The following is a 26,052-nucleotide window of genomic DNA, read 5'->3' on the forward strand; positions in this document are numbered from 1 at the left end:
CGATTGTTGCCAGAGGGTAATGCAGGGGCTATGCCCATGCTTGATGAGCGACAACCAAGAGCCCATGCCGGGAAGCCCGGCACCTGACGAAGCCCCGACCCGTCCCGCCGAGTACGTCGCGGACATCGGCTTCGACGAGATGAACCTCTCCGAGCCCCTCCGCCGCGCGCTGGCGGATGTCGGCTATACCAACCCCACCCCCGTTCAGGCCCGCGCCTTCAAGCCGGCCATGGAAGGACGAGACCTCATCGTCCGCAGCAAGACGGGAACCGGCAAGACGGCCGCCTTCGGCCTTCCCCTGCTGGAGAAGATTCCCGCGGATGAGAAGCGCGTGCGCGCCCTCATCCTCTGCCCCACCCGCGAGCTGGCCATCCAGGTGGCGGAAGAGTTGAGGACGCTGTCCAAGTACAAGGGCGTGAAGGTGGCGGCCATCTACGGCGGCGCCTCCATGAAGCAGCAGGAGGACGCGCTCGAGGAAGGCACCCCCATCATCGTCGGCACCCCGGGCCGCGTCTTCGACCACATCAACCGCGGCAACCTGAAGCTGGACGGGTGCGACCACGCCGTCCTGGACGAAGCGGACGAGATGCTCAACCAGGGCTTCTACGAGGAAGTCACCCGCATCCTCGACCGTCTTCCGAAGAACCGGCAGGTGCTGCTCTTCAGCGCCACCGTCCCCACCGACATCCAGAACCTCATCGCCCGCTACACGACGAACGCGGAGACGCTGCTGCTGTCCGGCGACGTCTTCACGGTGGAGCACATCCACCACATCCGCTACGACGTGTCGGACGCCTTCCCCAAGCCGCGCAACCTCATCTACGTGCTGGAGAAGGAAGAGCCGCAGAACGCCATCATCTTCTGCAACACCCGCGACGACACGGCGCTGGTGACGGCGGTGCTCAACCGCAACGGCTTCGACGCGGAATTGCTCAACGGAGACCTGCCGCAGAAGGAGCGCGAGCGGGTGATGGGCAAGGTGAAGCGCGGCGAGGTGGCCTTCATGGTCGCCACGGACATCGCGGCGCGCGGCATCGACATCTCCGGCCTCGAGTACGTCATCAACTACTCGCTGCCCGAGGACGCGGCGGTGTACCTGCACCGCGTGGGCCGCACCGGCCGCATCGGCAACAAGGGCACCGCCATCAACCTCTTCTCCGGACGTGAGCTGGCCACGTTCACCACGCTGGAGAAGAAGTACGGCATCAAGTTCGAGATGCGCGAGATGCCGGCGCCCGAGGAGGCGATGCGGCTGTGGACCGAGCGCCACGTGCGCGAAATCCACGAGGCGGCGGGCTCCTCCATCTTCGAGGGCTTCCTGCCGCTGGCCTCGCAGCTCAAGACGCGCACGGACGCCGATGACCTCATCGCCTTCCTGCTGAAGTACTTCTTCAGCCACCTGCGCATGGAGAAGGCGGCGGCGCAATTCGCGGCCGAGGGGCGCGAGCCTCCCCAGGAGCGCAAGTTCGAGAGCCGCGACAGCGGTCGCGGCGGCCGTGGCGACAAGCGCGGCGGAGAGCGGCGCGAGCGTGGAGACCGCGAGGAGCGCCGGGAGCGTCCGCCCCGCGCCGAGCGCACGGAGCGGCCGGAGCGCACCGAGCGGCCGGAGCGCGCGGAAGCGGCCCCGGAGCGCGAGCGGCGCCCCCGTCGGGACGAGCCCCGGCGTGAGCGCGGCGAGGGTGCTCGCGGCGCGGCGGCGCTGGAGGCCGGCCCCGGCGAGGTGAAGCTGTGGGTCAACCTGGGCACCGCGGATGGCCTCGGGCCGGGCAGCATCGCCACGGCGATGGAGGACGCGGGCGCCCCGCTGGGGAAGATGGTGCGCGCCGAGCTGCGCCCCACCTTCGCGTACGTCTTCGTCGCGGAAGAGGACGTGGCGGGCTTCGAGGCCCTCAACGGCAAGCAGCACGGCTCCAAGGTGCTGCGCGTGGAGCGCAGCAAGCCACGCACCGAGCGCGACTCCGCACCCCGCCCGCCCCCGTCCCCGGACGCGGCCCCTGGCGAGGCGAAGCTGTGGACGAACCTGGGCACCGATGACGGCATGGACGAGGCGAAGCTGCCCGCCGCGCTGGAGGCCCTGGGTGCGCCCGCCGGCAAGGTGCTCAAGGTCGTGATGCGGCCCACCTACGGCTACGCCTACGTGGCCGAGGCGGACGCACCCGCCTTCGAGGCACTCAACGGCAAGCCGCACGGCGAGAAGCCGCTGAAGGTGGAGCGCCACCGCCCGCGCGGCTCCCGCGAGGAGCGCCGCCCGAGGAGCGATGCCCTGCCGGACGTGCCGGGCCAGACGCGCCTGTGGGTGGGCCTCGGCCGCCAGGACGGGCTGGACGAAGCGGCCGTCACCGCCGCGCTCGAGGCAGCGGGGGCTCCCGCCGGCAAGGTGGTGCGCATGGATTTGCGCCCCACGTACGCGTACGTCTTCGTCGCCGACGAGGACGTGGCGGGCTTCGAGACCACGCACGGCAAGCCGCACGGCGACCGGACGCTGAAGGTGGAGCGCGCGAAGAAGAAGTAGCGCGCGGGCCGTCAGCCCCCGGTGCCCGCTCCGGCCGCCTTCCTGCGCCGCTCCCGGTGGTAGTGGGCGGTGCACAGGCTCCGGGCGAGCACCGGTCTGCCGCACCCGGGCTCGCCGCAGCGGGCGGGCTCGGGGCGGGCCCCCGTCAATTGGGGGGCCGCGTCGTCGCTGAACAGCACCTCCGCCACCGCCAGCAGCCGGTCCAGGTCCGTCCGCGTCAGGCAGCGGGCCCGGGCGAAGGCCTCCAGCCGGTGCAGGCCCACGTCCTGCGTGTCATCCAGCCGGAGCAGCTCCCACAGGGGCAGCTCCAGCGCGGAGGCCACCTGGAGGAGCGTCTCGTAGCTGGGGCTGCGCTCGCCGCGCTCCAGCAGGGACGCGAAGGAGACGGAGATGCCGCACCGGGCGGCGAAGTCTTCTTGAGTGAGTCCACGCCGCTCGCGCAGCGCGCGGATGCGCCGGGCCAGTTCCTTCAGGTATCCGCTCGCGGAGGCGAGGTCTGGCGGGCCGGCCGGCATGGCAGTTTCCTATGGTAGCGCACCCCTTCTGTTAAGGTCTCGCGCGAGGAGCATTCGAGCCATGAGCGCCGTCGACGGCACCAACTATTTCTTCCGCAAGGCCGCGCGGATCATGGACGTCGGCACCCCCATCGAGACGCTGCTCGCCACGCCCCTGCGCGAGGTGAAGGTGCAGGTCTCGATTGAGATGGACTCGGGGGAGATTCGCACGTTCCTTGGCTACCGCATCCAGCACGACAACAGCCGCGGCCCCATGAAGGGCGGCCTGCGCTACCACCCGCTGCTGGACCAGGACGAGTGCGCGTCGCTCGCGTCGCTGATGACGTGGAAGACGGCCGTGGTGAATGTCCCCTACGGCGGCGCCAAGGGCGGCATCGCCTGCGACCCGTCGCAGCTGTCCATCAAGGAGCTGGAGCGGCTCACCCGGAAGTTCGTGGACCAGATACAGGACGTCATCGGCCCCACGCGTGACATCCCCGCCCCCGACGTCAACACCAACCCCCAGGTGATGGCGTGGATCATGGACCAGTACTCGCGCTACCACGGCCACTCGCCGGCGGTGGTGACGGGCAAGCCGCTGGAGCTCTACGGCTCCAAGGGCCGCGAGGCGGCCACCGGGCGCGGCCTGCTCTACGTGTGCCGTGAAATCATGAGGGACCTGGGGCTCCCCGTGAAAGGCACGCGCTTCGCGCTGCAGGGCTTTGGCAACGTGGGCAGCCACACCGCGCAGCTCATCTGGGAGGACGGCGGCGTGGTGGTGGCGGTGGCGGACGTGCTGGGCGGCGTGCGCAACCCGCAGGGCCTGGACGTCCCCTCCCTCTTCGAGCACGTGAAGCGCACCGGCACGGTGACGGGCTTCACGGGCGGCACGCCGTGCACCAACGAGGAGGTGCTCACCGCGGACTGCGAGGTGCTCATCCCCGCCGCGCTGGGCCACGTGCTGACGCGCGACAACGCGAATGCGGTGCGCGCCAAGCTCATCATCGAGGGCGCCAACGGCCCCACCCAGCCGGAGGCGGACGAAATCTTCGAGAAGCGCGGCATCTTCGTGGTGCCGGACGTGCTCGCCAGCGCGGGCGGCGTGACGGTGAGCTACTTCGAGTGGGTGCAGAACCTCCAGCACCTGTCGTGGGAAGAAGAGCGCGTCAACGCGGAGCTGGAGAAGACGATGAAGGAGGCCTACGAGCGCGTGGCGCAGATTGCCCGCTCGCGGAAGGTCTCCATGCGGACGGCCGCCTACATCCTGGCCATCGGCCGGGTGGGCAAGGCCACGGTGCTGCGCGGCATCTGACGCGGCCCGGCACGGCGCCGCCGGATGTCCTCCGGTGGACGTGCCGCATCGCAGCGGGACGCTCGACAGGACGGCTGCCCGGCGCGTGTCTCTTCCGCCCGGGGCCCGCATCCGGTACACGCGCCCCACATGGTTACGCTCCAGGACATCCTTGCCGCGCGCGAGCGCCTGCGCTCGGTCATCCGCCCCACCCCGTGCCCGCAGTCCGACTACTTCACGGAGAAGACGGAATGCGCGGCGGTGTACTTCAAGATGGAGAACCTCCAGCGCACGGGGGCCTTCAAGGAGCGCGGCGCGCTCAACAAGCTCCTGACGCTGTCGCCGGACGAGCGGAACCGGGGCGTCATCGCCGCGTCGGCGGGCAACCACGCGCAGGGCGTGGCGTACAACGCGCTGAGGCTCGGAATCAAAGCCACCATCGTGATGCCGGAGCGCACGCCGCTCATCAAGGTGTCGCGCACGCGTGACGAGTACAAGGCGCGCGTGGTGCTCAAGGGCTCCAACTTCGACGAGGCCTACGCGGAGGCGCTGCGCATCCAGAAGGAGGAGGGCTCCGTCTTCGTCCACCCCTTCAACGACCCGCACGTCATCGCCGGCCAGGGCACCATCGGCCTGGAGCTGCTGGAGCAGTGTCCTGATTTGGAGGTGGTGCTCGTCCCCATCGGCGGCGGCGGGCTCATCTCCGGCATCTCCTGCGCGCTGAAGGAGAAGAAGCCCGGCATCCGGGTGGTGGGCGTGCAGACGTCCACCATCGCCAGCATGAAGGCGTCCATCGAGGCCGGCCGGCTGGTGGACCTCACCGCCGCGGGCACCACGATTGCGGACGGCATCGCCGTGAAGCGCGTGGGTGAGCTCACCTTCCCCATGGTGCAGAAGTACGTGGATGACGTGGTGGCGGTGGACGAGGAGGAAATCGCCGCCGCCATCCTCACGCTGCTGGAGCAGGAGAAGAGCGTGGTGGAGGGCGCGGGCGCGGTGGGCCTGGCCGCGCTGCTCAGCGGCGACGTGCCGCAGGCGAAGGGCAAGCGCACCGCCATCATCCTCAGCGGCGGCAACATCGACATGAACGTCATCAGCCGCATCATCGAGCGCGGCCTGGTGAAGACGGGGCGCCTGGTGCAGCTGGAGGTGCGGCTGCCGGACCGGCCCGGCATGCTCGCGAAGCTCACCACCCAGGTGGCGGATTTGCGCGCCAACGTGGTGGAAATCCATCACGAGCGCGCCTTCTCCAAGGCGGGCCTGGGCGAGGCCATGGTGGAGGTGACGCTGGAGACCACCGGCCCCGGCCACATCGAGGAGCTGATGCAGGCCCTGCACCAGCTCGGCTGGCAGGTGGCGCGCAAGTAACACTGGAACGGCAAGGGGGTCTTGCGTGACTGCGCGGGGGCTCGGCCATACTGGCGGGCATGCGTGCCCTGCTCGTCGCCCTCGTCCTCGCCGCCGCGCCCCCTCCGTCCGCCCAGAAGGCGAAGGAGCTGGCCGCGAGCCGCGCCTGGGAGGAGCTGTACCTCGCCTTCGCCTCCGGTGAGGTGAAGGACGTGCCGGATGCGCAGCGCCGCACCATCTCCGGCGCGCTCCTCAAGGGGTGCGAGGCCCTGTTGGAGGAGGACGCGGTGATGGCGTACTCGCTGGGCGAGCGCGCCGCCGTGTACGACGAGTCCGCCGGTGCGCTGCGGTGCCTGGCCCGCTCGGCGCGCAAGACGGACCAGCGGGCCTCCGCCGAGGCCGCCCTGCGCAAGGGCCTGGAGAAGCACCCCAAGGACGGCTCCTTCCCGCTGGAATTGGGCCGGCTGCTGCTGGAGGAGCAGGACGCCGCGGGGGCCCTGGCGGTGCTGGAGAAGGTGCCGCCCCGCTCGCGCGAGGCCGCCGAGGCGAAGCGGCTGGTGCAGCAGGCCCGCGCGAAGACGAATGAAGAGGGCGCGGCGCGCAAGGAAGCCGAGCGGCTCGAGCAGCTCATGAATGGCAAGACGGGCCGGCGGCCGGCCGGGACGGACCTGGAGGTCGCCCCGGCGGGGGGACGGGGTGGCGACAAGGGCGAGACGCGCTCGGTCAGCCTCTCCTACGAGTCCGGCACGGACCCGGGGGGCATGCGCACGCGCTCCAACAGCCGCTTCGTCATCCGCTACTTCAACAACCAGCGCGACTTCGGCCAGCGCGCCGACTACGAGGGCCGCGTCGTCGCCGCCCTGGACGAGGCCTACGACTTCACCCTGCGCGAGATTGGCGAGACGCGTGACAGGCCGGTGGACGTCATCCTCTACACCCGCGAGGAGTTCAGCCTCCACTTCGGCAAGCAGCGGGCCCAGATGATCGCGGGGCTCTACTCGGACGACGCCATCCGCATCAACGACGCGGCGGAGATGAGCCAGGAGACGCGGGCCACGCTGGTGCACGAGTACGTCCACGCCGTGCTCGACAGCTACACCCAGGGCGCCCGGGACACCCTGCCCGTCTGGCTCAACGAGGGGCTGGCCGAGTACGTGGAGTGGCGCTACCTGGGGGAGGAGTCCCCGCCGAACCGGCTCGTCCGCAACACGGTGACCAGCGCGGCCAAGGCCGGAAAGCTGCCCCGCCTGGCGGAAATGGCGGATCAGTCCCTCATCTTCTCCAGGAACCCGAGCGTTGCCTATGCGACGTCCGCCATCGCCGTGAGGGAGCTGGTGCGGCGGGGTGGGGCCGAGCGGCTCATCACCTTCATCCGCGAGGTGGGAGGGGGGAAACCCATCGAGGAGGCCCTGCGGGACCACTACGGGGAGACCCTGGCGTCCCTCGACGAGGACGTGCGGGCTGCTCTCCAGTAGGGGAGGCTGCCAGCCGAGCCCGGTCCAATTGGTTTACCCCTCCCCGGGAGTCCCCTACACTCGCAGCCCCCCATTCACGCTGCGGCAGTACCCTGCGAAGTACGCTGTCCGCAGCAAGGTGACGGATGTCGGACACGCGCGCGGCGATGAGAGAATTCCGCTTCTTGGACGAGAAGCGGAAGCTGGGAAGCCTGTCTCCGGTGGAGGAGGCTCGATGGAATGAGCTGCGCGGGCTCCTGGGCGTCCAGGACGCGGCACCCGTGTCTGAGGCCTCCTGGCAGCAGCAGGCGGCGCCCCAGGGCTACTACGGCGCCGATGGCCAGTGGTACGCCTACCCCGCTGGCTACGCCGAGCAGCAGCCCCAGGGCTACTACGGCGCTGATGGCCAGTGGTACGCCTACCCCGCTGGCTACGCCGAGCAGCAGCCCCAGGGCTACTACGGCGCCGACGGCCAGTGGTACGCCTACCCCGCCCAGGGCTATGCGCAGCCGGGGTACGACCCGAACGCGCAGGGCTATGCGCAGCCGGGGTACGACCCGAACCAGGGCTATGCGCAGCCGGGGTACGACCCGAACGCGCAGGCCTACGCCCAGCCGGGCTACGACCCGAACCAGGGTTATGCGCAGCCGGGGTACGACCCGAACGCGCAGGGCTACGCGGGCTACCCGCAGCAGGGCGGGTACGACCCGAATCAGCAGGCGTATGACCCGAACGCGCAGGGCGGATACGACCCGAACCAGGGCTATGCGCAGCCGGGCTATGACCCGAACGCGCCGCAGGCCTATGCCGGCTGGGAGGCTGATCCGAACGCGCAGCAGGGCTATGCCGCGGACCCCGCGCAGCAGCAGGCCTACGCGGGCCAGGCGCAGCCCTACCCCGGCTATGCGCCGCAGGACCCGAACGCCTACGCGCCGCAGGCTCCCGCCGAGCAGGATCCGCTGGCCCTCAGCGCGGACGACATCGACATCCCCGCGCTGAGCGAGCCCGCGCCGTGGATGAACCCGGGCGCCGCGGAGACGTCGGCCGCCGCGGAGCAGGAGACGCAGTACGCCGAGGAGCAGCCCGCGGTCGAGGCCGCGGCCCCTGTCGAGGACGTGCTCGAGGTGACGGAAGGGGACGTGTCGGTCGACACCACTCCGGACCCGTCCGCCTCGTTCGCGGACGTCAGCGCGGACCTGATGGAGTCGGACACGGCGGCCGCGAGCGCGGAGCCGCTGTCCCAGGCCTTGAGCGCGACGGTCGCGGAGGACGACTTCTCCTCGGTCGGCGAGCCGGAGCAGCCCCAGGCCGCTTCCGCCACCGAGCCCGAGGCGTCGCTGGAGGCGTCGTTCGCCGACCTGTCGATGGAGGTCGAGTCGGCGCCGGACGCTCCCGCCGACGTGGAGGTGGCTTCCGCCGAGCTGGAGGTGGCGTCCTCCGAGGTCGAGCTGGTCGACGCGACGGCCGAGAGCGAGCCGCTGCTGGCCGAGGAGCGCACGCCCGCGCCCATGGACGAGGCGTGGGCGTCCGCCCCGCTCGCGGTGGATGACGAGCAGGGAGAGGTGGCGGACGCGGGTGACATCATCGACGTCGCGGCGATGGAGGATGCCACTCCGGCCGCGGATGCCGACGTCGAGTTCGTGGCCCAGGACATGGGCGCGACGACTTCGGGTGCTGCCGAGGAGACCGGCGCTACGGATGCGGCGCAGGAGGGCGGGGAGATCGCGCTCGATGCCTCCGACATGATCGAGGCCGCGTCTCCGGACGAGGCGGCTCCGGTCGCGGAGAATGCGGCGGGTGAGTGGAGCTCGGTCGATGAGGCTCCGGTCGCGGAGGCGTCGTCGAACGAGTGGAGCGCGGTTGACGCGACGCCGGTCGCGGAGAGCGCGGCGGACCCGTGGGGCACTCCGGGCGAGACGGCCTCGTTGGCGGAGAGCGCGGCGGACGAATGGAACACTCCGGCCGAGGCGACTCCGGTTGCCGAGGCTGCGGCAAGCACCTGGGATTCGGGTACGCCGTCCGAGACGGGCGCGTTCGCCGAGAGCGCGGAGAGCACCTGGGACTCCGGCACGCCGGCCGAGGCGACGCCCGTCGCGGACGCTGCCGCGAATGCATGGGACTCGGGCACGCCTGCCGAGACGACGTCGCACGCGGAGAACAGCTGGGACGCGAGCGCGTCCGGCGAGACGACTCCGGTCGCCGAGAACGCGGCCGGCGAATGGGATGCGAGCGCGTCGGGTGAGACGGGCTCGTTCACCGAGAATGCGGCCGGTGAGTGGGACACCAACGCTTCGGGCGAGGCAGCTCCGGTCGCGGCGGGCGAGTGGAACGCGAGCGCTGCGAGCGAGGCGGCACCGGTCGCTGAGCACGCGGCGAGCGAGTGGAGCACGCCTGGCGAGTCGGCCTCGTTCGAGGAGAACACCGCGGCCGAGTGGAACGCGGGCGCTTCGGGTGAGCCGGCTTCGTTCGAGGAGAACGCGGCAGGCGCCTGGGACTCGGGCACTGCGGTCGAGGCCCAGACGTCCGCGGAGTTCGATGCGTCCACCGAGAGCACGACGTCTTCCGCGAGCGTGGAGGCCGAGACCTCTTCGGTGCACCTCACCCAGTCCGCCGAGAGCGCTCCGGAGGACCTGTCGGGCACGGCGGAGATCGCACTCGACGCATCCGACGTGAGCGAGGCCGCCCCGGCCGAGATTGCGCTCGACGCCTCCGATGTCAGCGAGGCCGCCCCGGCCGAGATTGCCCTCGATGCGTCCGACGTGAGCGAAGCCGCTCCGACGGAGATTGCCCTCGACGCCTCCGACGTGAGCGAAGCCGCTCCGGCGGAGATTGCCCTCGACGCCTCCGATGTGAGCGAGGTCGAGCCCTACGCGGACGCACAGGGAGTCGCGGCTTCGGACGAGGCGGGCGCGACCTGGGAACAGGGCGAGCAGGCAGCGGCCGAGGAGATTGCGCTCGACGCCTCCGACGTGAGCGAGGAGTTCACCCCTGCCCCGTCCGTTGGCGCCGAGGAGAGCGTGCCCACGATGGAGCTGGGTGCCGCCGATGCGACGGACTTCGCCACGATGGAGGCCCCGGCCCCCGGCGCGGAGGAGCCGTCGCTCGATGTCATGGACATCGAGTCGGCCCCCGAGAGCTCGGAGCCGCCCACGTTCGACGCGGCTGACCTCGGCACCGAGGTGGAGCCCGCGCCGCAGGCCGGGTCTCCTTTCGCGGCGTCTGACGTGCCGTCGATTGAGCTTCGCTCGGTGCAGGTGGGCCCGGACCTCCAGGCCGACACGCTCGAGGTCGCCGGTGGGCCTGCCACCCCCGCCCCGCGCGAGTACGCGGGCCCGCCTTCCGCGCAGGAGATGTTCGACCTGAGCGGCAACCCCGAGGAGGCGGTGCCGCTCGCCGCCGCGGGCGAGTTCGTCGAGTACCGCAGCTACACGTCCACCGATGACCGGGGCCTGGAGCTCCGGAGCGAGGGACAGTCCACGGTTGCCGGCTGGAGCGAGGGCTCGGCGGATGCGATGCCGCTCATGAGCGAGGAGCCCGCGGCCGCCAGCACCGAGTGGAGCGGGAGCGCGGCGGACGCCGTGCCGCTCGCGAGCAACGCCGACTTCGTGTCGGAGATGGGCACGACTGGCGAGGCCTGGAACAACACTGCCGACACCTCGGCGGTGGAGCTCCAGTCAGAGTGGTCGCCGGACACCGCGACGTCCAACGCCTCCGAGGAGCCAGCGGCCATCGAGCTGCAGCCCGAGTGGGTGTCGGCCGAGACGCCCGCGACCGACCCCGGCGCCGCCACGGCGTCTGAGTGGGCCAGCGCGGAGACGGGCGACACGTCCGCCAACGCCCAGCAGGCCGAATGGGCGACTCCCGCCACCGACGCCAGCGCGCACGAGCCGCAGGCCGAGGAAGCCGCCATCGAGCTGCAGCCCGAGTGGGCTTCCGCCTCCGAGCCGGACTCCATGACCGGGGACGCCGCGCCGACTTCCGAGTGGACGCCGTCCGAGGGCGAAGTGCCGGCCACCGAGAGCGCGTCGTCCTGGACCGGCACCAGCACCGAGGCCGCGCCGTCCGAGTGGACCGCCGCCCCTGGCGAAGAGGCCGCCCCCGTCGAGCTCCAGGCCGAGTGGGCCACGCCCGCCGAAGACGCCGCGCCCGAGAGCGCCCAGCCCGAGTGGGCCGCGCCGATGACGGAGGCCGCTCCCGAGGCCGCGCAGCCCGAGTGGGCCACGCCAGTTGAAGAGGTCGCCGCGGACGCGGTGCAGCCCGAGTGGGCCACGCCCGTCGAAGCCACGCCCGAGACCGCCCAGCCCGAGTGGGCTACGGCCGCTGAAGAGGTCGCCGCGGACGAGGTGCAGCCCGAGTGGGCCACGCCCGTCGAGGAGCTCGCTCCCGAGACCGCCCAGCCCGAGTGGGCCACGCCCGCCGAGGAAGTTCCGGCCGAAGCCGTCCAGGCCGAGTGGGCCTCGCCCGTCGAGGAGCTCGCGCCCGAGGCCGCTCAGCCCGAGTGGGCAACGCCCGCCACCGAAGCCGCTCCCCAGGCCGAGTGGAGCGCGGCCGAAGAAGTCGCCACCGAGGATGTGCAGACCGAGTGGGCCTCGCCCACCGCCGAGGCCGCTCCCACCGAGGCACAGCCCGAGTGGGCCACGCCTGTCGAAGAGCTGGCTCCCGAGGCCGTCCAGGCCGAGTGGGCCACCGACGCCGCTCCGCAGGCCGCGCAGCCCGAGTGGGCCACGCCCGTCGAGGAGCTCGCGCCCGAGGACGTCCAGGCCGAGTGGTCCGAGCCCGCGGTCGACGGCGCCCAGAACGCCCAGCCCGCGTGGGCCGCCGCCACGCCCGCGCAGCCCGAGTGGAGCACGCCTTCCGCCGAAGCCGCTCCTGAGAGCGCCCAGGCCGAGTGGGCCTCCCCCATGGAGGAGCTCCCCGCCGACGCCGTCCAGGAAGAGTGGGCCACGCACGAATCCGCTCCCGCCGCCGAGGCCGCTCCCGAGGAGCTCCAGCCCGAGTGGGTGACGCCGGAGGCCGAGCCCGCTCCCGAGTGGAGCGCGCAGCAGCCCGCCGCCGCGCAGTGGAGCGAGACGCCCGCCGAGGAAATCTCCCTCACCGACGCCCCCGCCGAGGCCGCCCAGTCCGAGTGGAGCGACGCGCCGGTGGAAGTCGAGCCGGAGTGGAACTCCACGCCCGCGCAGACGGACTCACCCTTCGGCGCGCCCGCCCAGGCGGTGCCGTGGGAGCAGGAGCCCGCCGCTCCCGCGCAGCCGTGGGCCGCTCAGCCCCCGGCGGCTCCGGCCTGGCAGTCCGGCAGCAGCCCCTTCGCCGCCCAGGCCCAGGACTTCTCCGCGGCGGAACACGACGCCGTGGACGTCGGCCTCGACGCCCCGCCCGCCGAGGAAGAAGTCCCGCTGGAAATCGAGCCCGAGCAGGAGCTCGCGGAAATCGACCTCGTGGAGGAGTCCGTGGAGCCGCCGCCCGCGGCCTTCACGCCTCCGCCCTCGCCGCCCGCCGCCGTCATGGCCGTGGCCGGCGTGGCCGCGGTGGCCGCCTCCGCCTTCCGGACGCCCGCCAGCGCCGCCCCGGCGCCCAGGGTCTCCGCCGCGAGCCCCCCGGTCGTCATCCCGCCCACGCCCGTGGTGGCGGCTGCTCCGAACACCCGGGCTTCCGTCTCCGTGCCGGCCGTGGCCCCCGCCGTCGCCGAGCCCACGCCGCCCGCCAACCAGCTCCGCGCCGCGCGCGAGCCGTTCTTCACCCAGCCGGCGGTGGTGGACTCGGCGCCCATCACCTCCTTCGTGGAGGGCGAGCACCGCGTCATCATCCACACCGTCGAGGGTCAGGTGAAGCGCGGCACCATCCGCGACGCGGACCTGCTCGACGAGGTCATCTCCCTGGAGCAGCAGAGCGGCTACGCGCCCGAGCAGATTCCCGGCAAGCGCGTGAAGGCCATCTTCTTCATGCTCACCGCCGGCGCGCGCCAGCCGCAGGCCGAGGGGCAGAAGATTCGCGTCACCTTCAACGACGGCCGCCAGGTCGCGGGCTTCTCGCAGGACTTCAAGGGCGCCACCCCGGGCTTCTTCGTCATCCCCGCGGACCAGCGCACCAACACCGCCCGCATCTTCATCTACCGCTCCAGCGTGCAGGCGGTGGCCGAGGGCTGAGGCCCGCCTCGGAAGGGGCGCGCTCCACTCCGGGCGCGCCCTCCTCCCGTCACACAGCCCGCAAATGAAAGAGGGGCCCCCACTACCGTGGGAAGCCCCTCCGTCATTCAGCGTGGGCTGTGCTTCGGACTACTTCTTGTCCGTCGCCGTGGCCTTCTCCGTCGCCGGAGCCGGGGCCGGGGCCGGCTTGGCAGCGGCCGCGTCGGCAGCGGCCTTCTTCACCAGCTCGAGCTCCAGGTTCACGGTGACTTCCTCACCCACCGCCACGCCGCCCGTCTCGAGCGCCTGGTTGTAGGCCAGGCCGAAGTCCTTGCGGTTCAGCTTGGTGGTCGCCGCCACGCCGGTGCGGGTATTGCCCCAGGGGTCCTTGGCCTCCTTGGAAGGGCCCACGACGTCCAGGACGACGGCCTTGGTGACGCCGTGCATGGTCAGGTCGCCGGTGACCTTCAGCTTGCCCTGGCCGGCCTTCGCCACCTTCGTCGACTTGAAGGTGATGGTCGGGTACTTGGCCACGTCGAAGAAGTCGGGGGCCTTCAGGTGCTCATCGCGCTTGGCGTTGCCGGTGTTGATGCTGGTCACGTCGATGGTCGCCTCGACGGTGGACTTGGTGACGTCCTTGTCGTCCAGGTTGACGGCGCCCTTCACGTCGCCGAACGAGCCCTTCACGTTGGACACCATCATGTGCCGCACGGAAAAGCCGGCGGCGGAGTGCGCGCTGTCCACCTCCCAGGTGGAGGCCAGGGCCAGCGACGGGAGGGCGAACATCAGGGCAACAGCGCTCTTCAGAGACGTCTTCATGGGGTGTGTGCTCCTTGGGGTACAGCGGTTTCAGGCGCGCAGCGCGAAGCTGCGCATCGACAAGGTTCCGTGATGGAAGCCCTCGAATACGGGGGTGAGGCGGTCCTCGGGGAGGGCTGCACCGAGGGCGAAATACAGCGGCATCAGGTGCTCGGCTCTCGGATGCGCGAGCCGGGCATTCGGTGCATCCAACCACTGCTGGAGGCCGGAGAAATCCCGCGCCGCCAGCTTCTGCGCGACCCAACCGTCGAAGGCCTGGGCCCACGGCTCCACGGACGCGTTCTTCTCGTGGAAATTCAGCCGGCGCAAGTTGTGGACGATGCCGCCGCTGCCCATGAGTACCACGCCCTGCGCGCGCAGCGGCCGCAGCACCTCGCCCATCCGCGCCACGTCCGCGGGGCTCGCGCCGAGCGGCATCGACACCTGCACCACCGGCAGCTTCGCGGCCGGGAAGGCGTGCAGCAGCGGCACCCAGGCGCCGTGGTCCAGCCCGCGCTCCGCGTCCGCCACCGCCGGCAGGCCAGCCTCCTTCAGCCGTGCCACCACGTCGCCGGCCAGCTCGGGCGCTCCCGGCGCCGCGTACTTCAGCCGGTAGAGCGGCTCCGGAAAGCCATAGAAGTCATAGATGAGCGGAGGCGTGGCGCTCGTGGTGACGCGCACCTCGCCTTCCGTCTCCCAGTGCGCCGACACCACTACCAGCGCCCGCGCCGCCGCCGCGCCATCGCCAAAGACCTTCAACGCCTTCGGGTAGTCGTCCGAGTCCAGCGCCACCATGGGCGAGCCGTGGGACACGAACACCGCCGGCGCCCGGCTCCCCGCCTGGCCTGCACCCAACACGCCCGACACTCCCATGGCCGCCGCCCCTTGCAGTACCTCGCGCCTGTCCAGTCCGTCGCCCATGTCGGGTGCCTTCTACTGCAACCCCAGGACCAGGGCACGGAACATGACAACCCCCTGGATTTGCTCCAGTCCTTTGTCACCCCGTGCAACGGACCTCTCATAACGATAGATAGACAACTCACTCTGGAAGGGAGTCGTACACCGTGGCTGGCGGATTCGAGCTGGGCTTGAACGAGCTGTTGTCCTTCGAGCCGGGAGGCGGGCTCATCCACTTCGCGGGGCAGCGGGCGGTGCTGATGGACCCGGTGGCGCTGGGCCTCCTGCGCAAGGAGCTCATCGACCTGGTGGGGATGACGGCGGCGCGCGGCATCTTCACGCGGCTGGGCTACGCGCACGGTTGGCGGACGGCGGAAGCGCTCAAGACGGCGGTGCCCTGGCCGGACGAGTCCGTGTGGCGCCGGGCCGGTGGCCGCCTGCACACCCTCCAGGGACAGGTCCGCGTGGAGCGCGTGGAGCGCCGTCCCGACGAGGGCCCCGAGCCCTTCGCCGAGGCGCAGTGGCGCGACTCCTACGAGGCCGAGCAGCACCTGCTGCACCTGGGCCGGGCGGATCAGCCGGTGTGCTGGAGCCTCACCGGCTTCGCGTCCGGCTACATGAGCTACGTCAACGGCAAGCCCATCTACGGCACGGAGTTGCGGTGCGTGGGCCAGGGCGACGCGGCCTGCCACTTCGTCGGCCGCCCCGCCGAGGAGTGGAGCACCGAGTGCACCGAGGTACTCCGCTTCTACGAGACGCAGTGCATGGAGGGCGTGCTGGCGCAGGTGACGGACGCGCTGAAGCAGGCCGAGCGCAAGCTGCGCGCGAAGCGCCAGTCGCTCGCGCGCGCGGGCGTGACGGAGGACCCGGCGGGCATGGTGGCGCGCTCGGAGGCCATGCTGCGCGTCATCAACCTGGCGCGCCGCGCGGCGAAGGTGGACTCCACGGTGCTCGTCACCGGCGAGAGCGGCGTGGGCAAGGAGCGCATCGCCCGCCTCATCCACGACGAGTCCACCCGCGCGCACAAGGCCTTCGTCGCCGTCAACTGCGCGGCCGTCACGGAGAGCCTGCTGGAGAGCGAGCTGTTCGGCCACGCGCGCGGCGCCTTCACCGGCGCCACGCATGACCGCGCCGGCCTCTTCGAGGCGGCCCACGGCGGCACCCTCTTCCTGGACGAGGTGGGCGAGGTGCCCGCGTCCATGCAGGCCAAGCTCTTGCGCGTGCTGCAGGAGCGGGAGGTGCGGCGCGTGGGGGAGAACACCAGCCGCAAGGTGGACGTGCGCGTGGTGGCCGCCACCAACCGGGAGCTCACCGAGGAGGTGCGCCTGGGCCGCTTCCGCCAGGACCTCTACTACCGCCTGCGCGTCATCGAGCTGAAGATTCCCCCGCTGCGCGAGCGGCGCGAGGACATCCTCCCCCTGGCGCGGCTGCTGCTCGCCGAGGCATCGGAGCGGCTGGGCCGCAAGGTGGCGGCGCTCGCCCCCGAGGCCGTGGATCAGCTCCTGCGCTACGACTGGCCCGGCAACGTGCGCGAATTGGGCAACGCGGTGGAGCGCGCGGTGGCCCTGTGCGAGGGCCAGCGCGTGGAGCGCGAAGATTTGCCCGAGGAGGTCCGGGCCGCGCCGCCCAACCTCGTGCCCAGCGGCAACCCGCGCCGGCTGGAGGACATGGAGAAGGAGTACATCCTCGCGGTGCTCGCGCAGAACGGCGGCAACCGCGCGCGCACCGCCGAGCAGCTCGACATCGGCGTGGCCACGCTCTACCGCAAGCTCAAGCAGTACGGGCACCCCGAGGCAGCCCACTGAAGGGCTGCCCCGAGCCAGGCCCGGCCTAGTTGAGGAACTGGTCCCGGTCCGGCCGGCTCTGGTTCTTCGGCACCACGCGCAGGTGCTTGGAGCGGTCGCGGAGCTGACGCTGCAGGCGCCAGTGCTGGAAGTGCAACATCAGCTTGCGCGGGTTGGCGCCGCGCACGTAGGCGAACACCATGCCCAGCGCGAGCAGGTCCGGCACCTGGGCCTGCCACGGGCCGATGATGGCCATCAGCACCACGAAGCCCGCGCCCACGCCGGCCAGCGCGTTGCCCGAAAGCGGGATGCCCCAGAAGTTCGTCTCACCGCGGCCGATGCTCAGGCCGTACGCCACCCACAGCACCGACGTCATCACGTTGCCACCGGTGTACGCCTGCACCGTTGCGCCGGGCACCAGCATGGCCAGCAGCGACGTGAGGACGCCCGCGAGCACGGTGACACCCACCCCCACCATCAGCAGGCGCTTGCCGCCCCAGATTGACTCCAGGTAGCCGCCGATGGACCAGGTGATGATGGCGCCGAAGATGATGCCCATGGGGCTCGACTCGATGAACCCGTAGGTGATGGGCTGCCAGAGGAAGAGCCGGCTGAAGACGAAGTCCGGCAGCAGCAGCAGCAGGCCACCCTGCCCGCCCTTGGTGAGGTGGTACAGGATGGAACCCGCCACCAGCGCGGCGGCCAGCTTGGACGCCGTCGTTTCCAGGCCGGGCAGCCCGCCTCCACCCCTACCGCCGAAGCTGCGCATCGGTCGCATTCAGTACTCCTCCACTCGCCGCTCTAAAGAGCCGACCAAAGGTGGTGGAACCCCGCCCGCTTCGCAACCCCAAACGACGAAGAGCGCCCATCCCCGTCATCAGGGAGAGCGCCCTCGCAGACCGACTCTTCTCTCGACCGCCGTGGGGCCGCTCAGGCCTTCGGCTTGTAGAAGAGCGTGATGGTCAGACAGTGGAACTCCTTGTCGGAGGACTGCGTCACCACTCTGTCCACCACTTCGACGTTGGGGTTTTCCTTGAGCCACTTGGTGATGTTCTCACCCATGTTCTCGCGATCTCTCGCGAGAGTGGTGGAGAACACCTTGACTCCCGTGAAGCTGATAACGCCCATTCCGACCCTCGTCTAAACCAGAGATTCTGGACGTTTACCCCGAGACGATTCCGCCATCAAGAAACGGGGCCGACAATCCGGCCCCCGCGCGCCCGGGCCGGGGCCCTGCCTACCCCTGAACAGAGGGCCCGCAGTTCTTCGTCGGACAGTAGGCCGGGGCTGGCCCGGGCCTTCACCGCCCGCCGGCGGCCTTGCGAGACAGGCAGGCAACTTCGTCCTTGCAGGCGGGACCGATGCCCTCGGGGTGGGCGTGGAACGGCGTCTTGTCGCTCTCCTCCACCCCACACACCACGCACTTGCGCTTGCGGTTGCGGCGCTCCGCGCGGCGCTGCTCGGCGATGGCCTTGGCCCGCTCACGGGCCGTCTTCGCGTCCACCTCGTTGCTCATCTCGCGTCCCGTGTCTTGTGCGGCCATCAGAGCGCCTCGACCAGTACCGCGATGCCCTGGCCGCCGCCGATGCAGGCCGACCCGATACCATAGCGAGCGCCGCGGCGCTTCAGCTCGTACACCAGCGTCGTGGTGATGCGAGCCCCGGACGCCCCCAGCGGGTGGCCCACGGCGATGGCGCCGCCATTGACGTTCGTCCTGTCTCGCGGCAGGCCCAGCTCCTTCTCCACCGCGAGGTACTGCGGCGCGAAGGCCTCGTTGACCTCGAAGAGGTCCACGTCGGACAGCTTGCACTGCGCGCGCTCCAGCAGCTGGCGGATGGCCGGCGCGGGGCCGATACCCATGATTTTCGGGTCGCACCCGGAGATGCCCCAGTTGACCAGCCGGGCGATGGGCTTCACGCCGTGCTTCTCCACGAAGCCGCGGGTCGCCATCACCATGGAGCCCGCGCCGTCGCAGATGCCGCTGGCCGCGCCCGCGTGCACCACGCCGTCCTTCTTGAAGACCTTGGGCAGCTTGCGCAGGCCCTCCACCGTGGTCTCCGGGCGGTTGTGCTCGTCGCGCGAGACGACGGTGTCGCCCTTCTTCCCCTTGAGGGTGACGGGGGCAATCTCGTCGTTGAAGCGGCCCGCCTCCTGCGCGGCGGCGAAGCGCTTCTGGGTGAGGACGGCGTACTCGTCCACCTGGTCCTGCGTGAGCGAGTAGTCCACCGCGAGTTGCTCGGCGGTGAGCGCCATGGGCTGGCCGGTGTAGCTGTCGGTGAGGGCCGTCCAGAGCATGTCCTCGAGCCCCCCCTTGCCCAGCGGCAGGCCCCAGCGGGCGCCGCGGATGACGTGGGGGGCCTGGCTCATGGACTCGGTGCCGCCGGCCAGCACACAGCTCGCCTGCTCGGTGAGCATCAGCTCGGCCGCGGTGACGAAGGCCTGGAAGCCGGAGCCACACAGCCGGTTGACGCCGAGGGCGGGCACGGGGACGGGCACGCCGGTGCGCAGGCCCACGTGGCGCGGCAGGTAGATGGCATCCGAGCTGGTCTGCACCACGTTCCCGTACACGACGTGCTGGACGTCGCCGGGGGACACGTTCGCCTGGGCGAAGGCGGCCTTCGCGGACTCCACGGCGAGGTCGGTGGCGCTGAGGTCCTTCAGGCTGCCCCCATAGGTTCCGAATGGGGTGCGCTTGCCGGACAGGAAGTAGATCTCCTCGGTCTTGGACACGCTCTTCATGGTGGTCGTCTACCTACTCTCAACGCGCGCGCTGTGCACGCACGCCGTGACGTCGTGAGGTGTGGGGGTGGGTCGTCAGGGCACCCGCCGGCCCAGGAAGGCGCTGGCGACGATGGCCAGGGCCATGACCGTCCACAACAAACCCTGCAGGTTCTGCCGCCGAATCTCCTTGCGGCCGAGCCCCTGGTACCAGGAACGCCCGGCCTCCACCCGGCCTTCCCAGGTGAAGTCGCCCGTGGGGGTGAAGCCCTCCAGGCGGCGGAGGTGGGCGCGCAGCAGGCGCTCGGGGGAAGCGTCGTCCAGTGAACCGGAGCGGTAGACGCCGGGGATTTCCAGCGCGGGGCGGCGGTAGCCGGCGGTGATGACGAAGCCGTGGGGCGCCACCGGGGTGAGGAGGTACAGCCGGGGCGAGTCATCCTGGCCCAGGTGGAGCGTGGCGAAGACGCGCTCACCCGGGTGGGCCCAGTCATAGGAGCGCGAGGCCTTCTGGAGGCGCGGCTTCTCGTCGTGGCTGCCGAGCGGCACGAAGCCGAGCGCCTGGAGCTGGGTGGCCAGGGGCTCCAGCTCCATGGGGAGGTCCATCTGGTCGGCGGGGGCCTCGGGCTCCACGCGGACGCTGGCGGGGAAGAGGAAGAGGATGGCGCGCCAGAGGTTGAGCGACAGCAGGACGAAGGCGAGCACGAGGCCGGCGACGGCGATGCCCAGCTCGACGAGGACGTTCATGCGGGGAGGACCTCGAAGAGGTGGCGGCGGTCCGGGCACCCTAGCGGAAAGCGGCGGCTCCGTGCGCCGGCTCTTCAGCGACGGGACGCGGTGGAGGGCAGGTCGCGCCAGCGCTCGAGGTCCACATGGGAGAGGGGGTCCTCGCCACGCAGGAACCGCTCCAGGTGACCGAGCGAGTCCACGCCGAAGAACATCTCCCCATCCACGAGCACGGAAGGCACGCCGAACGCGCCCGCGGCGAGCGCCTCCTCCGTGTTGCGGCGCACGCGGTCCTTGACCTCCGGCGTCTGCGCGGCGGCGAGCAGCGCGGGCGCATCCAGCCCGGCGGCCTGGATGGCGGCGGACACGGCCTCGGGTGTCTCTGCACCCTTCCCTCCTCCCCAGGTGGACGCGAAGAGGGCGGACACCAGCCGGCTCCGGGCCTCCAGGTCCTCCACGGCCGCCGTCACGCGCAGCGCGAGCAGCGGGTTGAACGGATGCGACGGCGGCGGCACCAGCGGCACGCCGAACTCATGGGCGATGCGGGACGTGTGCTTGAAGACGTAGACGCGCTTGGGAGGAATCTCCGCCGGCCCCACGGTGCCGAGCGCGTTGAGCAGCCCCGCCAGCAGCACCGGCACGGGCTCCAGGACACGGCCATGGCGCGCGGCGAGGGCGGGCATGCGCGTCCACGCGAGGTAGGCGTAGGGGGACAGGTAGTCCAGACAGAAGCGCAGGGGAGCTTGGGCCATACGGGCACTCTAACGCGCGCACGGTGCCGGAAAGTGGCACAGCGAGAGCGTCGCACGGTCGCCACGCACCACCGCGAGCAAGGCCCTGGACGAGCCCGCGAAAGACCTCGGCCCACGGGCGCGGCCAGCCGCTACCCGCGCCGCGAGCTACGCGCTCTGCCGGACACTCGCGCGCCGCTGCAGGGCGCCTCGCACGGAGCTCGCCAGCGACAGCAGGCTGCTGGCGCGCGCCTCGGTGAAGAGCGCCTCCGCGGTCTCCAATTCCGCCACCGAGGCCTCGCTCACGGGCTCGCGCTCCGCCAGCGCCAGGTGCACGAGCCCCATCTGCAGGACGTTGCCCGTCAGCTCCGCCAGCGCCAGCGCGCGCCGCAGGTGCACGGTGCCCTCGTCGCCGGGCAGCAGCGCCGCCACCGCGCGGCGGGCCACGATTTCATCCCACGGGTTGGCGAGCACCGGGTCCAACGCCCGCGTGAGCGCGGCCTCCGCCGCCTCCGAGGCCGCCAGGAAGTTCCCCTGCTCCCGCTCGAACCGCGACTGGTACACGCGCAGCAGCGTCTCCACGCGCAGGCCGCCCTCGCGGGCCGCCTCCAGCGCCTTCGGGAGCGACTTGCGCGCCGCCGCCGCGTCCTCGAAGAGCACGTCCCGGCACGCCTGGTACACCTGCGCGTGGCACTGCAGCCACCTGTCCCCGGGCAGCACGCCGGCCAGCGTCTCCGCGCGCGCCACCACCGCGGCCACGTGCTCGTGCTCGCCGCGCTCCAGGTAGTAGGGCGGCGTGAAGATGGCCAGGTTGCGCTCCATCAGCCGGGGGTTGCCCAGCCGCCGCACCAGGTCCGTCTTCTCCGTGAAGGCCGGGACGAAGGCCGCGGCGTCTCCCGTGAAGGCCGCGCGCGTCACCACCGAGAACAGGTGGAACGCCCGCACGTCCGTGAACCCGTGGGCCTCCGCCACCGCGTACCCGTCGCGCGTGGCCTGCGCGTCCAGCGGCTCGCCGCGCAGCGCCAGGTTCATGTTCATCATGTAGCCGCCCATGCCCAGCGCCCAGGCCAGGCGCCGGGGGAGGCGGCCCATCGCCTCGCGCAGCCCGCGCAGGCGCGCCAGCTGCTCGTACTGCGTCTCCAGCACGCCCGCGAAGCGGCCCGTGTACGCGCACAGCACCGCCGGCGACAGCAGCACCCCGGCCCGGTAGGGCGACACCTCCGGCTGCTCGGCCTGCACGCGCGCCAGCAGCGCCGACAGGTCCGCCGTGCGCCCGACGATGGCCAGCGCCATGGCCTGGAGAATCTGCAGCTCCGCCTGCTTCCAGAAGACGTCCGCGGGCGACGCGTACGCATCCGCCTCGCGCTCGCGGAACAGCTCCCGCAGCCGCGCGGGGCGCTCCGCCTCGGGCGCGGCACACGCCGCCTCCAGCGCTTCAAGCGCCTGCCGCCGTCCCTCCTCCACGTCCACCGTGGCCGACCAGTGCGCGAAGAGCTTCTCCGCGAAGGCCAGCGAGGTGGGCGGGTCGCTCGCGTAGCCCACCTCCACCATCGTCACCCAGATGCGCAGGAGCAGCCTGTCTCGCCCCGGGAAGTCCGGCGCCGACTCCAGCAGCGCCGCCGCCTCCTTCAGCAGCAGCGTGGCCTCCAGCAGCGCCTGCGCTTCAATCGCCGCCCGGCCCGCGTCCAGCAGCGGGCCGATGGCCAGCTCCGGCTCCGACGAGCGCAGGTAGTGCCAGCCCACCGTGCGCGACAAGTCCGGCCGCTGCGAGTGCAGCGTCTGCAGCGCCAGCGCCACCTGGCCGTGCGCCACCCGCCGTTCGGACTCCGGCGTGCTGTCGTAGACGGCCTGGTGCACGGTGTCGTGCGTGAAGACGTAGCGCCCCTCCACCTCCTGGAGGAACTGCCGCTCGACGATGCCGTCCAGCACCGCGAACAGCTCCACCTCGGGCAGGTCCGCCAGCGCGCGCACCATGGGCAGGTCCAGGCTGCGTCCCGCGGGCGCCAGCCGCCGCAAGAGCGCCACCTGCTCCGGCGGCGCGGTGGCCAGCCTGGCCAGCACCGCGTCCTGGATGCTGGCCGGCAACGGCCGCGTGTCGAGCCCCTCCGCCGCGCTCCACCGCCCGCCCACGCGCTTGAGCGCGTCCGCTTCCACCAGCGCGCGCAGGCACTCGGTGGCGAAGAAGGCGTTGCCGCCCGTGGTGGCGTGCAGCCGCGCCACGAAGTCCTCCGGCACCGACAGCCCCGGCAGCACCAGCTCCACCAGCGTGCGCACGTGCTCGGCGGCCAGCGGCTCCAGGTCCATGCGCGTGGTGAGCTTCTCGTCCACCGTCTGGAAGGCCAGGCTCAGCCGGCTCAGCTCGCCGGAGCGGAACGTGCCCACCACCATGCCGCGCGTGCCGTGCAGCGTGCGGATGAGGACGTTGAGCACCTCCAGCGTGGCGCTGTCCGCCCAGTGCAGGTCCTCGAAGCACAGCACCAGCGTCATCTGGCGCCCGAGCGCCTGCACCCACTCGGCGAGCGCGCCGAAGAAGGCCAGCTTCTCCTCGCCCACCGCCTGCGGCGCCGGGACGCCCTCCGTCCCGCCCAGCCCGGGCAACAGCCGCCCCAGCTTCGGCGTCAGCCGCTCCATCATCTCCACCGGCGTGTGCGGCACGAGGCTGCGCAGCGCCTGGGAAATGGGCACCAGCGGCGCCTGCCCCTCCGCACGGCACTGCCCGCGTCCGAAGGGCAGCTCCGCCAGCTTCGCCTGCAGCTCGAACTCCTGGAGCAACCGCGTCTTGCCCACGCCCGCGGGCGCGCCGATGAGCACCGCGCGTGACTGGCCCCAGTCCGCCTCGGCCAGCCCGTTCATCAGCGCCTCCAGCTCCGCGCCGCGCCCCACCACCTCCGGCACGTGCAGGTAGCTGGCGCGCGCCGACAGCGGCTCCTCCGGCAGCGGCTCACCGCTGGCGTGGCAGAGCGCCTCCAGCAACTCACCAGCGTCCTGGAAGCGCTCGCGCGGGTCCTTCGCCAGCAGCAGGAGAATCAGCTCCTCCAGCTGCGGCTCCACGGGGCAAATCGTCGAGGGCCTCGGCGGCGGACGTGTCAGGTGGTCCGCGAGCAGCGCCGCTGGCGTGTTGCGCTTGAAGGGCAGCCGCCGGGTGACGAGGTAGTAGGCCATCACCCCCAGCGAGTAGAGGTCCGCGCGCCCGTCGATGCTCGCGCCGCGCTGCCACTCCGGGGCCAGGTACTCCAGCGTGCCCTTGAGCCGTCCGGGGCTGGGCGTGCCCAGCTGGTGCATCACCCCGAAGTCCATCAGCTTCACCGCGCCGGAGCGGGTGATGCGCACGTTGCTGGCCTTGATGTCGCAGTGCACGTACAGCCGCGAGTGCAGGAAGGCCAGCACCTGCGCCATCTGGATGAGCACCCGGTACAGCGTGCGAGTGTCGAGCGGCGCGTCGCCCACCAGCGAGCTCAGGTCCGTCCCGTCCACCACCTCCATGGTGATGAAGCGGTTGCCCGCCTCCGTCATCCCCCAGTCGAAGACCTTCAGGGTGCCGGGGTGCTGCAGCTTCTTCATCGCGAAGAACTCGTGCCGGAACATCAGCACCAGTTCCTCCGTCTTCGCCGCCGTCAGCCCCGCGGGGACCTGCATCTCCTTGAGCGCCACGCGGCGCTTCTCGTGCAGGTCTGACGCGAGCCAGATGCGGCCCATGCCCCCCTCACCGAGCAGCCCCTCCACCTGGTAGCGCCCCGTCACCACCATGCCCACATCCAGCGAGCGGCGCTCTCCCGTGGCTCCCGGAAGGGTGATGGGCGTGCGGATGCGGTCCCCCCACGAGCTTGGAGGACGGCTGCGCTCGTCCAGGACGGTTGTCTTCTCCTCGTCGCTCACGGAGGTGCGGTGGGACCCGGGGGTTAGCGGAATCCAGAGGTCAATGGAATATCACGTTTCCACGGTACGAGCACGTTCGATGGGGCTGATGCGGGTAACAGCGGACCTCACCGTGTCGTGCCCAGGCAAGCGACAACCGGCGCGCGCCCTGGCCGCGCGCCTGCCGGACAGCCCTTCCTGAGGGGTGCGCACGGTGGGTGCGCATCCTCCCGTCAGGGGCGCCAGCGCTGAGTGGCGCACCCGCGACGGAGGTGGATGATGCGCGCGGGCTCGAGGCGATGGCTGGCATGCGCGGGAGCGCTGGGTGTCCTGGTGCTGGCGGCCTGCGACGGAGGCGCTCCCGCGGAGGACACTCCGCCGGACGTGGAGGACGTAGCGGCGGCCACGGTGACGTTGGTGCCGGGCCACTGCGCGGGCGTGGTGGTGGAGGACGGGTACCATGCCCTCACGGCAGCGCACTGCGTCCAGCCGCGCGAGACGCGCGTGGACCTGTCCTTCATCGACGGACAGCGACTCGGTGGCACCTATGTCCACGTGGACCGGGGCCGGGACGTGGCCGTCATCCAGTTGGATTCCCGGGCACCGGTGCGGGCGCTGGAGGTGGCGGACGCGCTGCCTATGCCAGGTGAGCCGCTGGTCTTCACGGGCCGGAACGACAGGCCCGGTGACGCGCAGGAGGCCGTGCTGGAGCGGCTGGGGCGCTGCCCGTCGCTGCCGGAGGTCCCGGCCGCCCTCTTCACCACGATGCGGGGCCGGCCGGGGGACTCGGGCGCGCCGCTGGTGGACTCGCGGATGCAGGTGGTGGGGCTCGTCCACGGGGGCGCGGCGTGCCGCATCGCCACGCCCACCGCGGGGCTGGGCCCGCTCGTGGAGGAGCTGTCCCGGGGCGGCCCTGCGCTGGCGCACCAGGGCACGGCGCCGTCCCGCTAGCCCACCACCCGGACGGCCGGCCGGGCCGTGCTTGCCCGGTGCGTCGCCGCTTCCGAACTTGAGTCGGACAGCAGAGGCACGCACGGAGGCGACACCATGGCGGGCAACACCAAGGACTTCCAGCCGCGCAACCGGGGCCAGGTCGAGGACGCGCAGGACCGGGGCGCGGCCGAGACGGCCCGGCAGCTGAACCGGGAGCGCGACGCCAGCCCCACCGAGGACACCGACTGGGAGGCCCGCGTGGAGCGCGGCGAAGAGTGGACCACGGAGAAGGTGCCCGAGCGCGAGGCGCGCGGCGACGAGGAGCCCGACTCCGAGGTGTCCCGCCGGGGCCTCGTGAATCCCCCACCCGAGGAGTAGTCCACCGGGGTCCCC

The 26,052-nt window shown here is 71.6% G+C and carries 18 protein-coding genes; 8 read left to right on the plus strand and 10 right to left on the minus strand.

What is annotated here, in order from left to right; translation table 11 throughout:
• The first annotated feature begins 43 nt into the window (after positions 1-43).
• The gene (locus tag G4D86_RS19680; RefSeq protein ID WP_163995508.1) at positions 44-2,512 is read left to right on the plus strand and encodes a DEAD/DEAH box helicase; all 2,469 of its coding nucleotides are present in this window, start codon (positions 44-46) and stop codon (positions 2,510-2,512) included.
• Between the two features lie 11 nt (positions 2,513-2,523).
• On the opposite strand, the gene G4D86_RS19685 is transcribed toward G4D86_RS19680, so the two are convergent.
• Complete coding sequence (locus G4D86_RS19685; RefSeq protein ID WP_163995509.1) at positions 2,524-3,027, minus strand: helix-turn-helix domain-containing protein; 504 nt, start codon at positions 3,025-3,027, stop codon at positions 2,524-2,526.
• A gap of 61 nt (positions 3,028-3,088) precedes the next feature.
• Here G4D86_RS19685 and G4D86_RS19690 point away from each other — a divergent pair, with 61 nt between their 5' ends.
• The 4 genes from G4D86_RS19690 to G4D86_RS19705 all read left to right on the plus strand — a co-directional run bounded on the left by G4D86_RS19690 (position 3,089) and on the right by G4D86_RS19705 (position 13,241).
• Positions 3,089-4,318, plus strand: a complete 1,230-nt coding sequence (locus tag G4D86_RS19690) for a Glu/Leu/Phe/Val family dehydrogenase (RefSeq protein ID WP_163995510.1) — start codon at positions 3,089-3,091, stop codon at positions 4,316-4,318.
• Positions 4,319-4,447: 129 nt separating this feature from the next.
• Positions 4,448-5,665, plus strand: coding sequence for a threonine ammonia-lyase (ilvA, locus tag G4D86_RS19695; protein WP_163995511.1), 1,218 nt, complete (start codon positions 4,448-4,450; stop codon positions 5,663-5,665).
• A gap of 59 nt (positions 5,666-5,724) precedes the next feature.
• A complete protein-coding gene (locus G4D86_RS19700) occupies positions 5,725-7,119 on the plus strand; it encodes a peptidase MA family metallohydrolase (protein WP_163995512.1) in 1,395 nt (464 codons plus the stop codon).
• A gap of 125 nt (positions 7,120-7,244) precedes the next feature.
• Entirely contained in the window at positions 7,245-13,241 is a 5,997-nt protein-coding gene (locus G4D86_RS19705; protein ID WP_163995513.1) for a DUF6982 domain-containing protein, read from the plus strand.
• A 129-nt stretch (positions 13,242-13,370) separates the two neighbouring features.
• On the opposite strand, the gene G4D86_RS19710 is transcribed toward G4D86_RS19705, so the two are convergent.
• Both G4D86_RS19710 and G4D86_RS19715 read right to left on the minus strand, forming a co-directional pair.
• The gene (locus tag G4D86_RS19710) at positions 13,371-14,039 is read right to left on the minus strand and encodes a YceI family protein (RefSeq protein ID WP_163995514.1); all 669 of its coding nucleotides are present in this window, start codon (positions 14,037-14,039) and stop codon (positions 13,371-13,373) included.
• A gap of 30 nt (positions 14,040-14,069) precedes the next feature.
• On the minus strand, positions 14,070-14,939 hold the full coding sequence (locus G4D86_RS19715; protein ID WP_163995515.1) for a dioxygenase family protein: 870 nt from the start codon (positions 14,937-14,939) through the stop codon (positions 14,070-14,072).
• 143 nt (positions 14,940-15,082) lie between these two features.
• Here G4D86_RS19715 and G4D86_RS19720 point away from each other — a divergent pair, with 143 nt between their 5' ends.
• On the plus strand, positions 15,083-16,720 hold the full coding sequence (locus G4D86_RS19720) for a sigma-54-dependent Fis family transcriptional regulator (RefSeq protein WP_163995516.1): 1,638 nt from the start codon (positions 15,083-15,085) through the stop codon (positions 16,718-16,720).
• Between the two features lie 25 nt (positions 16,721-16,745).
• Here G4D86_RS19720 and G4D86_RS19725 read toward each other — a convergent pair whose 3' ends face one another.
• The 7 genes from G4D86_RS19725 to G4D86_RS19755 form a co-directional block, all read right to left on the minus strand.
• On the minus strand, positions 16,746-17,477 hold the full coding sequence (locus tag G4D86_RS19725) for a DUF1751 domain-containing protein (protein WP_163995517.1): 732 nt from the start codon (positions 17,475-17,477) through the stop codon (positions 16,746-16,748).
• 152 nt (positions 17,478-17,629) lie between these two features.
• Positions 17,630-17,827 carry a hypothetical protein gene (locus G4D86_RS19730; RefSeq protein ID WP_163995518.1) on the minus strand — a complete coding sequence of 66 codons (198 nt, stop codon included), beginning with the start codon at positions 17,825-17,827 and terminating at the stop codon, positions 17,630-17,632.
• Positions 17,828-17,999: 172 nt separating this feature from the next.
• A complete protein-coding gene (locus G4D86_RS19735; RefSeq protein ID WP_163995559.1) occupies positions 18,000-18,215 on the minus strand; it encodes a hypothetical protein in 216 nt (71 codons plus the stop codon).
• A 26-nt stretch (positions 18,216-18,241) separates the two neighbouring features.
• Positions 18,242-19,438, minus strand: a complete 1,197-nt coding sequence (locus tag G4D86_RS19740) for an acetyl-CoA C-acetyltransferase (RefSeq protein ID WP_163995519.1) — start codon at positions 19,436-19,438, stop codon at positions 18,242-18,244.
• Positions 19,439-19,513: 75 nt separating this feature from the next.
• Positions 19,514-20,161 (minus strand): hypothetical protein, encoded by a 648-nt coding sequence (locus G4D86_RS19745; RefSeq protein WP_163995520.1) that lies wholly within the window; start codon positions 20,159-20,161, stop codon positions 19,514-19,516.
• Positions 20,162-20,235: 74 nt separating this feature from the next.
• Entirely contained in the window at positions 20,236-20,892 is a 657-nt protein-coding gene (locus tag G4D86_RS19750) for a 2-hydroxychromene-2-carboxylate isomerase (protein ID WP_163995521.1), read from the minus strand.
• A gap of 147 nt (positions 20,893-21,039) precedes the next feature.
• A complete protein-coding gene (locus G4D86_RS19755) occupies positions 21,040-24,618 on the minus strand; it encodes a protein kinase domain-containing protein (protein WP_240360359.1) in 3,579 nt (1,192 codons plus the stop codon).
• Positions 24,619-25,002: 384 nt separating this feature from the next.
• Here G4D86_RS19755 and G4D86_RS19760 point away from each other — a divergent pair, with 384 nt between their 5' ends.
• Positions 25,003-25,677 carry a S1 family peptidase gene (locus G4D86_RS19760; RefSeq protein ID WP_240360351.1) on the plus strand — a complete coding sequence of 225 codons (675 nt, stop codon included), beginning with the start codon at positions 25,003-25,005 and terminating at the stop codon, positions 25,675-25,677.
• 96 nt (positions 25,678-25,773) lie between these two features.
• The gene (locus G4D86_RS19765; protein WP_240360352.1) at positions 25,774-26,037 is read left to right on the plus strand and encodes a hypothetical protein; all 264 of its coding nucleotides are present in this window, start codon (positions 25,774-25,776) and stop codon (positions 26,035-26,037) included.
• Positions 26,038-26,052: the final 15 nt, after the last annotated feature.

It is taken from the genome of Pyxidicoccus caerfyrddinensis (assembly GCF_010894405.1).
Classification (GTDB): domain Bacteria; phylum Myxococcota; class Myxococcia; order Myxococcales; family Myxococcaceae; genus Myxococcus; species Myxococcus caerfyrddinensis.

Excerpts from the sequence above, each read along its gene's own strand:
- G4D86_RS19680 (WP_163995508.1), top strand. The coding sequence starts at position 44 with ATGAGCGACAACCAAGAGCCCATGCCGGGAAGCCCGGCACCTGACGAA.
- G4D86_RS19685 (WP_163995509.1), bottom strand. The coding sequence starts at position 3,027 with ATGCCGGCCGGCCCGCCAGACCTCGCCTCCGCGAGCGGATACCTGAAG.
- G4D86_RS19690 (WP_163995510.1), top strand. The coding sequence starts at position 3,089 with ATGAGCGCCGTCGACGGCACCAACTATTTCTTCCGCAAGGCCGCGCGG.
- ilvA (WP_163995511.1), top strand. The coding sequence starts at position 4,448 with ATGGTTACGCTCCAGGACATCCTTGCCGCGCGCGAGCGCCTGCGCTCG.
- G4D86_RS19700 (WP_163995512.1), top strand. The coding sequence starts at position 5,725 with ATGCGTGCCCTGCTCGTCGCCCTCGTCCTCGCCGCCGCGCCCCCTCCG.
- G4D86_RS19705 (WP_163995513.1), top strand. The coding sequence starts at position 7,245 with ATGTCGGACACGCGCGCGGCGATGAGAGAATTCCGCTTCTTGGACGAG.
- G4D86_RS19710 (WP_163995514.1), bottom strand. The coding sequence starts at position 14,039 with ATGAAGACGTCTCTGAAGAGCGCTGTTGCCCTGATGTTCGCCCTCCCG.
- G4D86_RS19715 (WP_163995515.1), bottom strand. The coding sequence starts at position 14,939 with ATGGGCGACGGACTGGACAGGCGCGAGGTACTGCAAGGGGCGGCGGCC.
- G4D86_RS19725 (WP_163995517.1), bottom strand. The coding sequence starts at position 17,477 with ATGCGACCGATGCGCAGCTTCGGCGGTAGGGGTGGAGGCGGGCTGCCC.
- G4D86_RS19730 (WP_163995518.1), bottom strand. The coding sequence starts at position 17,827 with ATGGGCGTTATCAGCTTCACGGGAGTCAAGGTGTTCTCCACCACTCTC.
- G4D86_RS19735 (WP_163995559.1), bottom strand. The coding sequence starts at position 18,215 with ATGAGCAACGAGGTGGACGCGAAGACGGCCCGTGAGCGGGCCAAGGCC.
- G4D86_RS19740 (WP_163995519.1), bottom strand. The coding sequence starts at position 19,438 with ATGAAGAGCGTGTCCAAGACCGAGGAGATCTACTTCCTGTCCGGCAAG.
- G4D86_RS19745 (WP_163995520.1), bottom strand. The coding sequence starts at position 20,161 with ATGAACGTCCTCGTCGAGCTGGGCATCGCCGTCGCCGGCCTCGTGCTC.
- G4D86_RS19750 (WP_163995521.1), bottom strand. The coding sequence starts at position 20,892 with ATGGCCCAAGCTCCCCTGCGCTTCTGTCTGGACTACCTGTCCCCCTAC.
- G4D86_RS19755 (WP_240360359.1), bottom strand. The coding sequence starts at position 24,618 with ATGGTGGTGACGGGGCGCTACCAGGTGGAGGGGCTGCTCGGTGAGGGG.
- G4D86_RS19760 (WP_240360351.1), top strand. The coding sequence starts at position 25,003 with ATGATGCGCGCGGGCTCGAGGCGATGGCTGGCATGCGCGGGAGCGCTG.
- G4D86_RS19765 (WP_240360352.1), top strand. The coding sequence starts at position 25,774 with ATGGCGGGCAACACCAAGGACTTCCAGCCGCGCAACCGGGGCCAGGTC.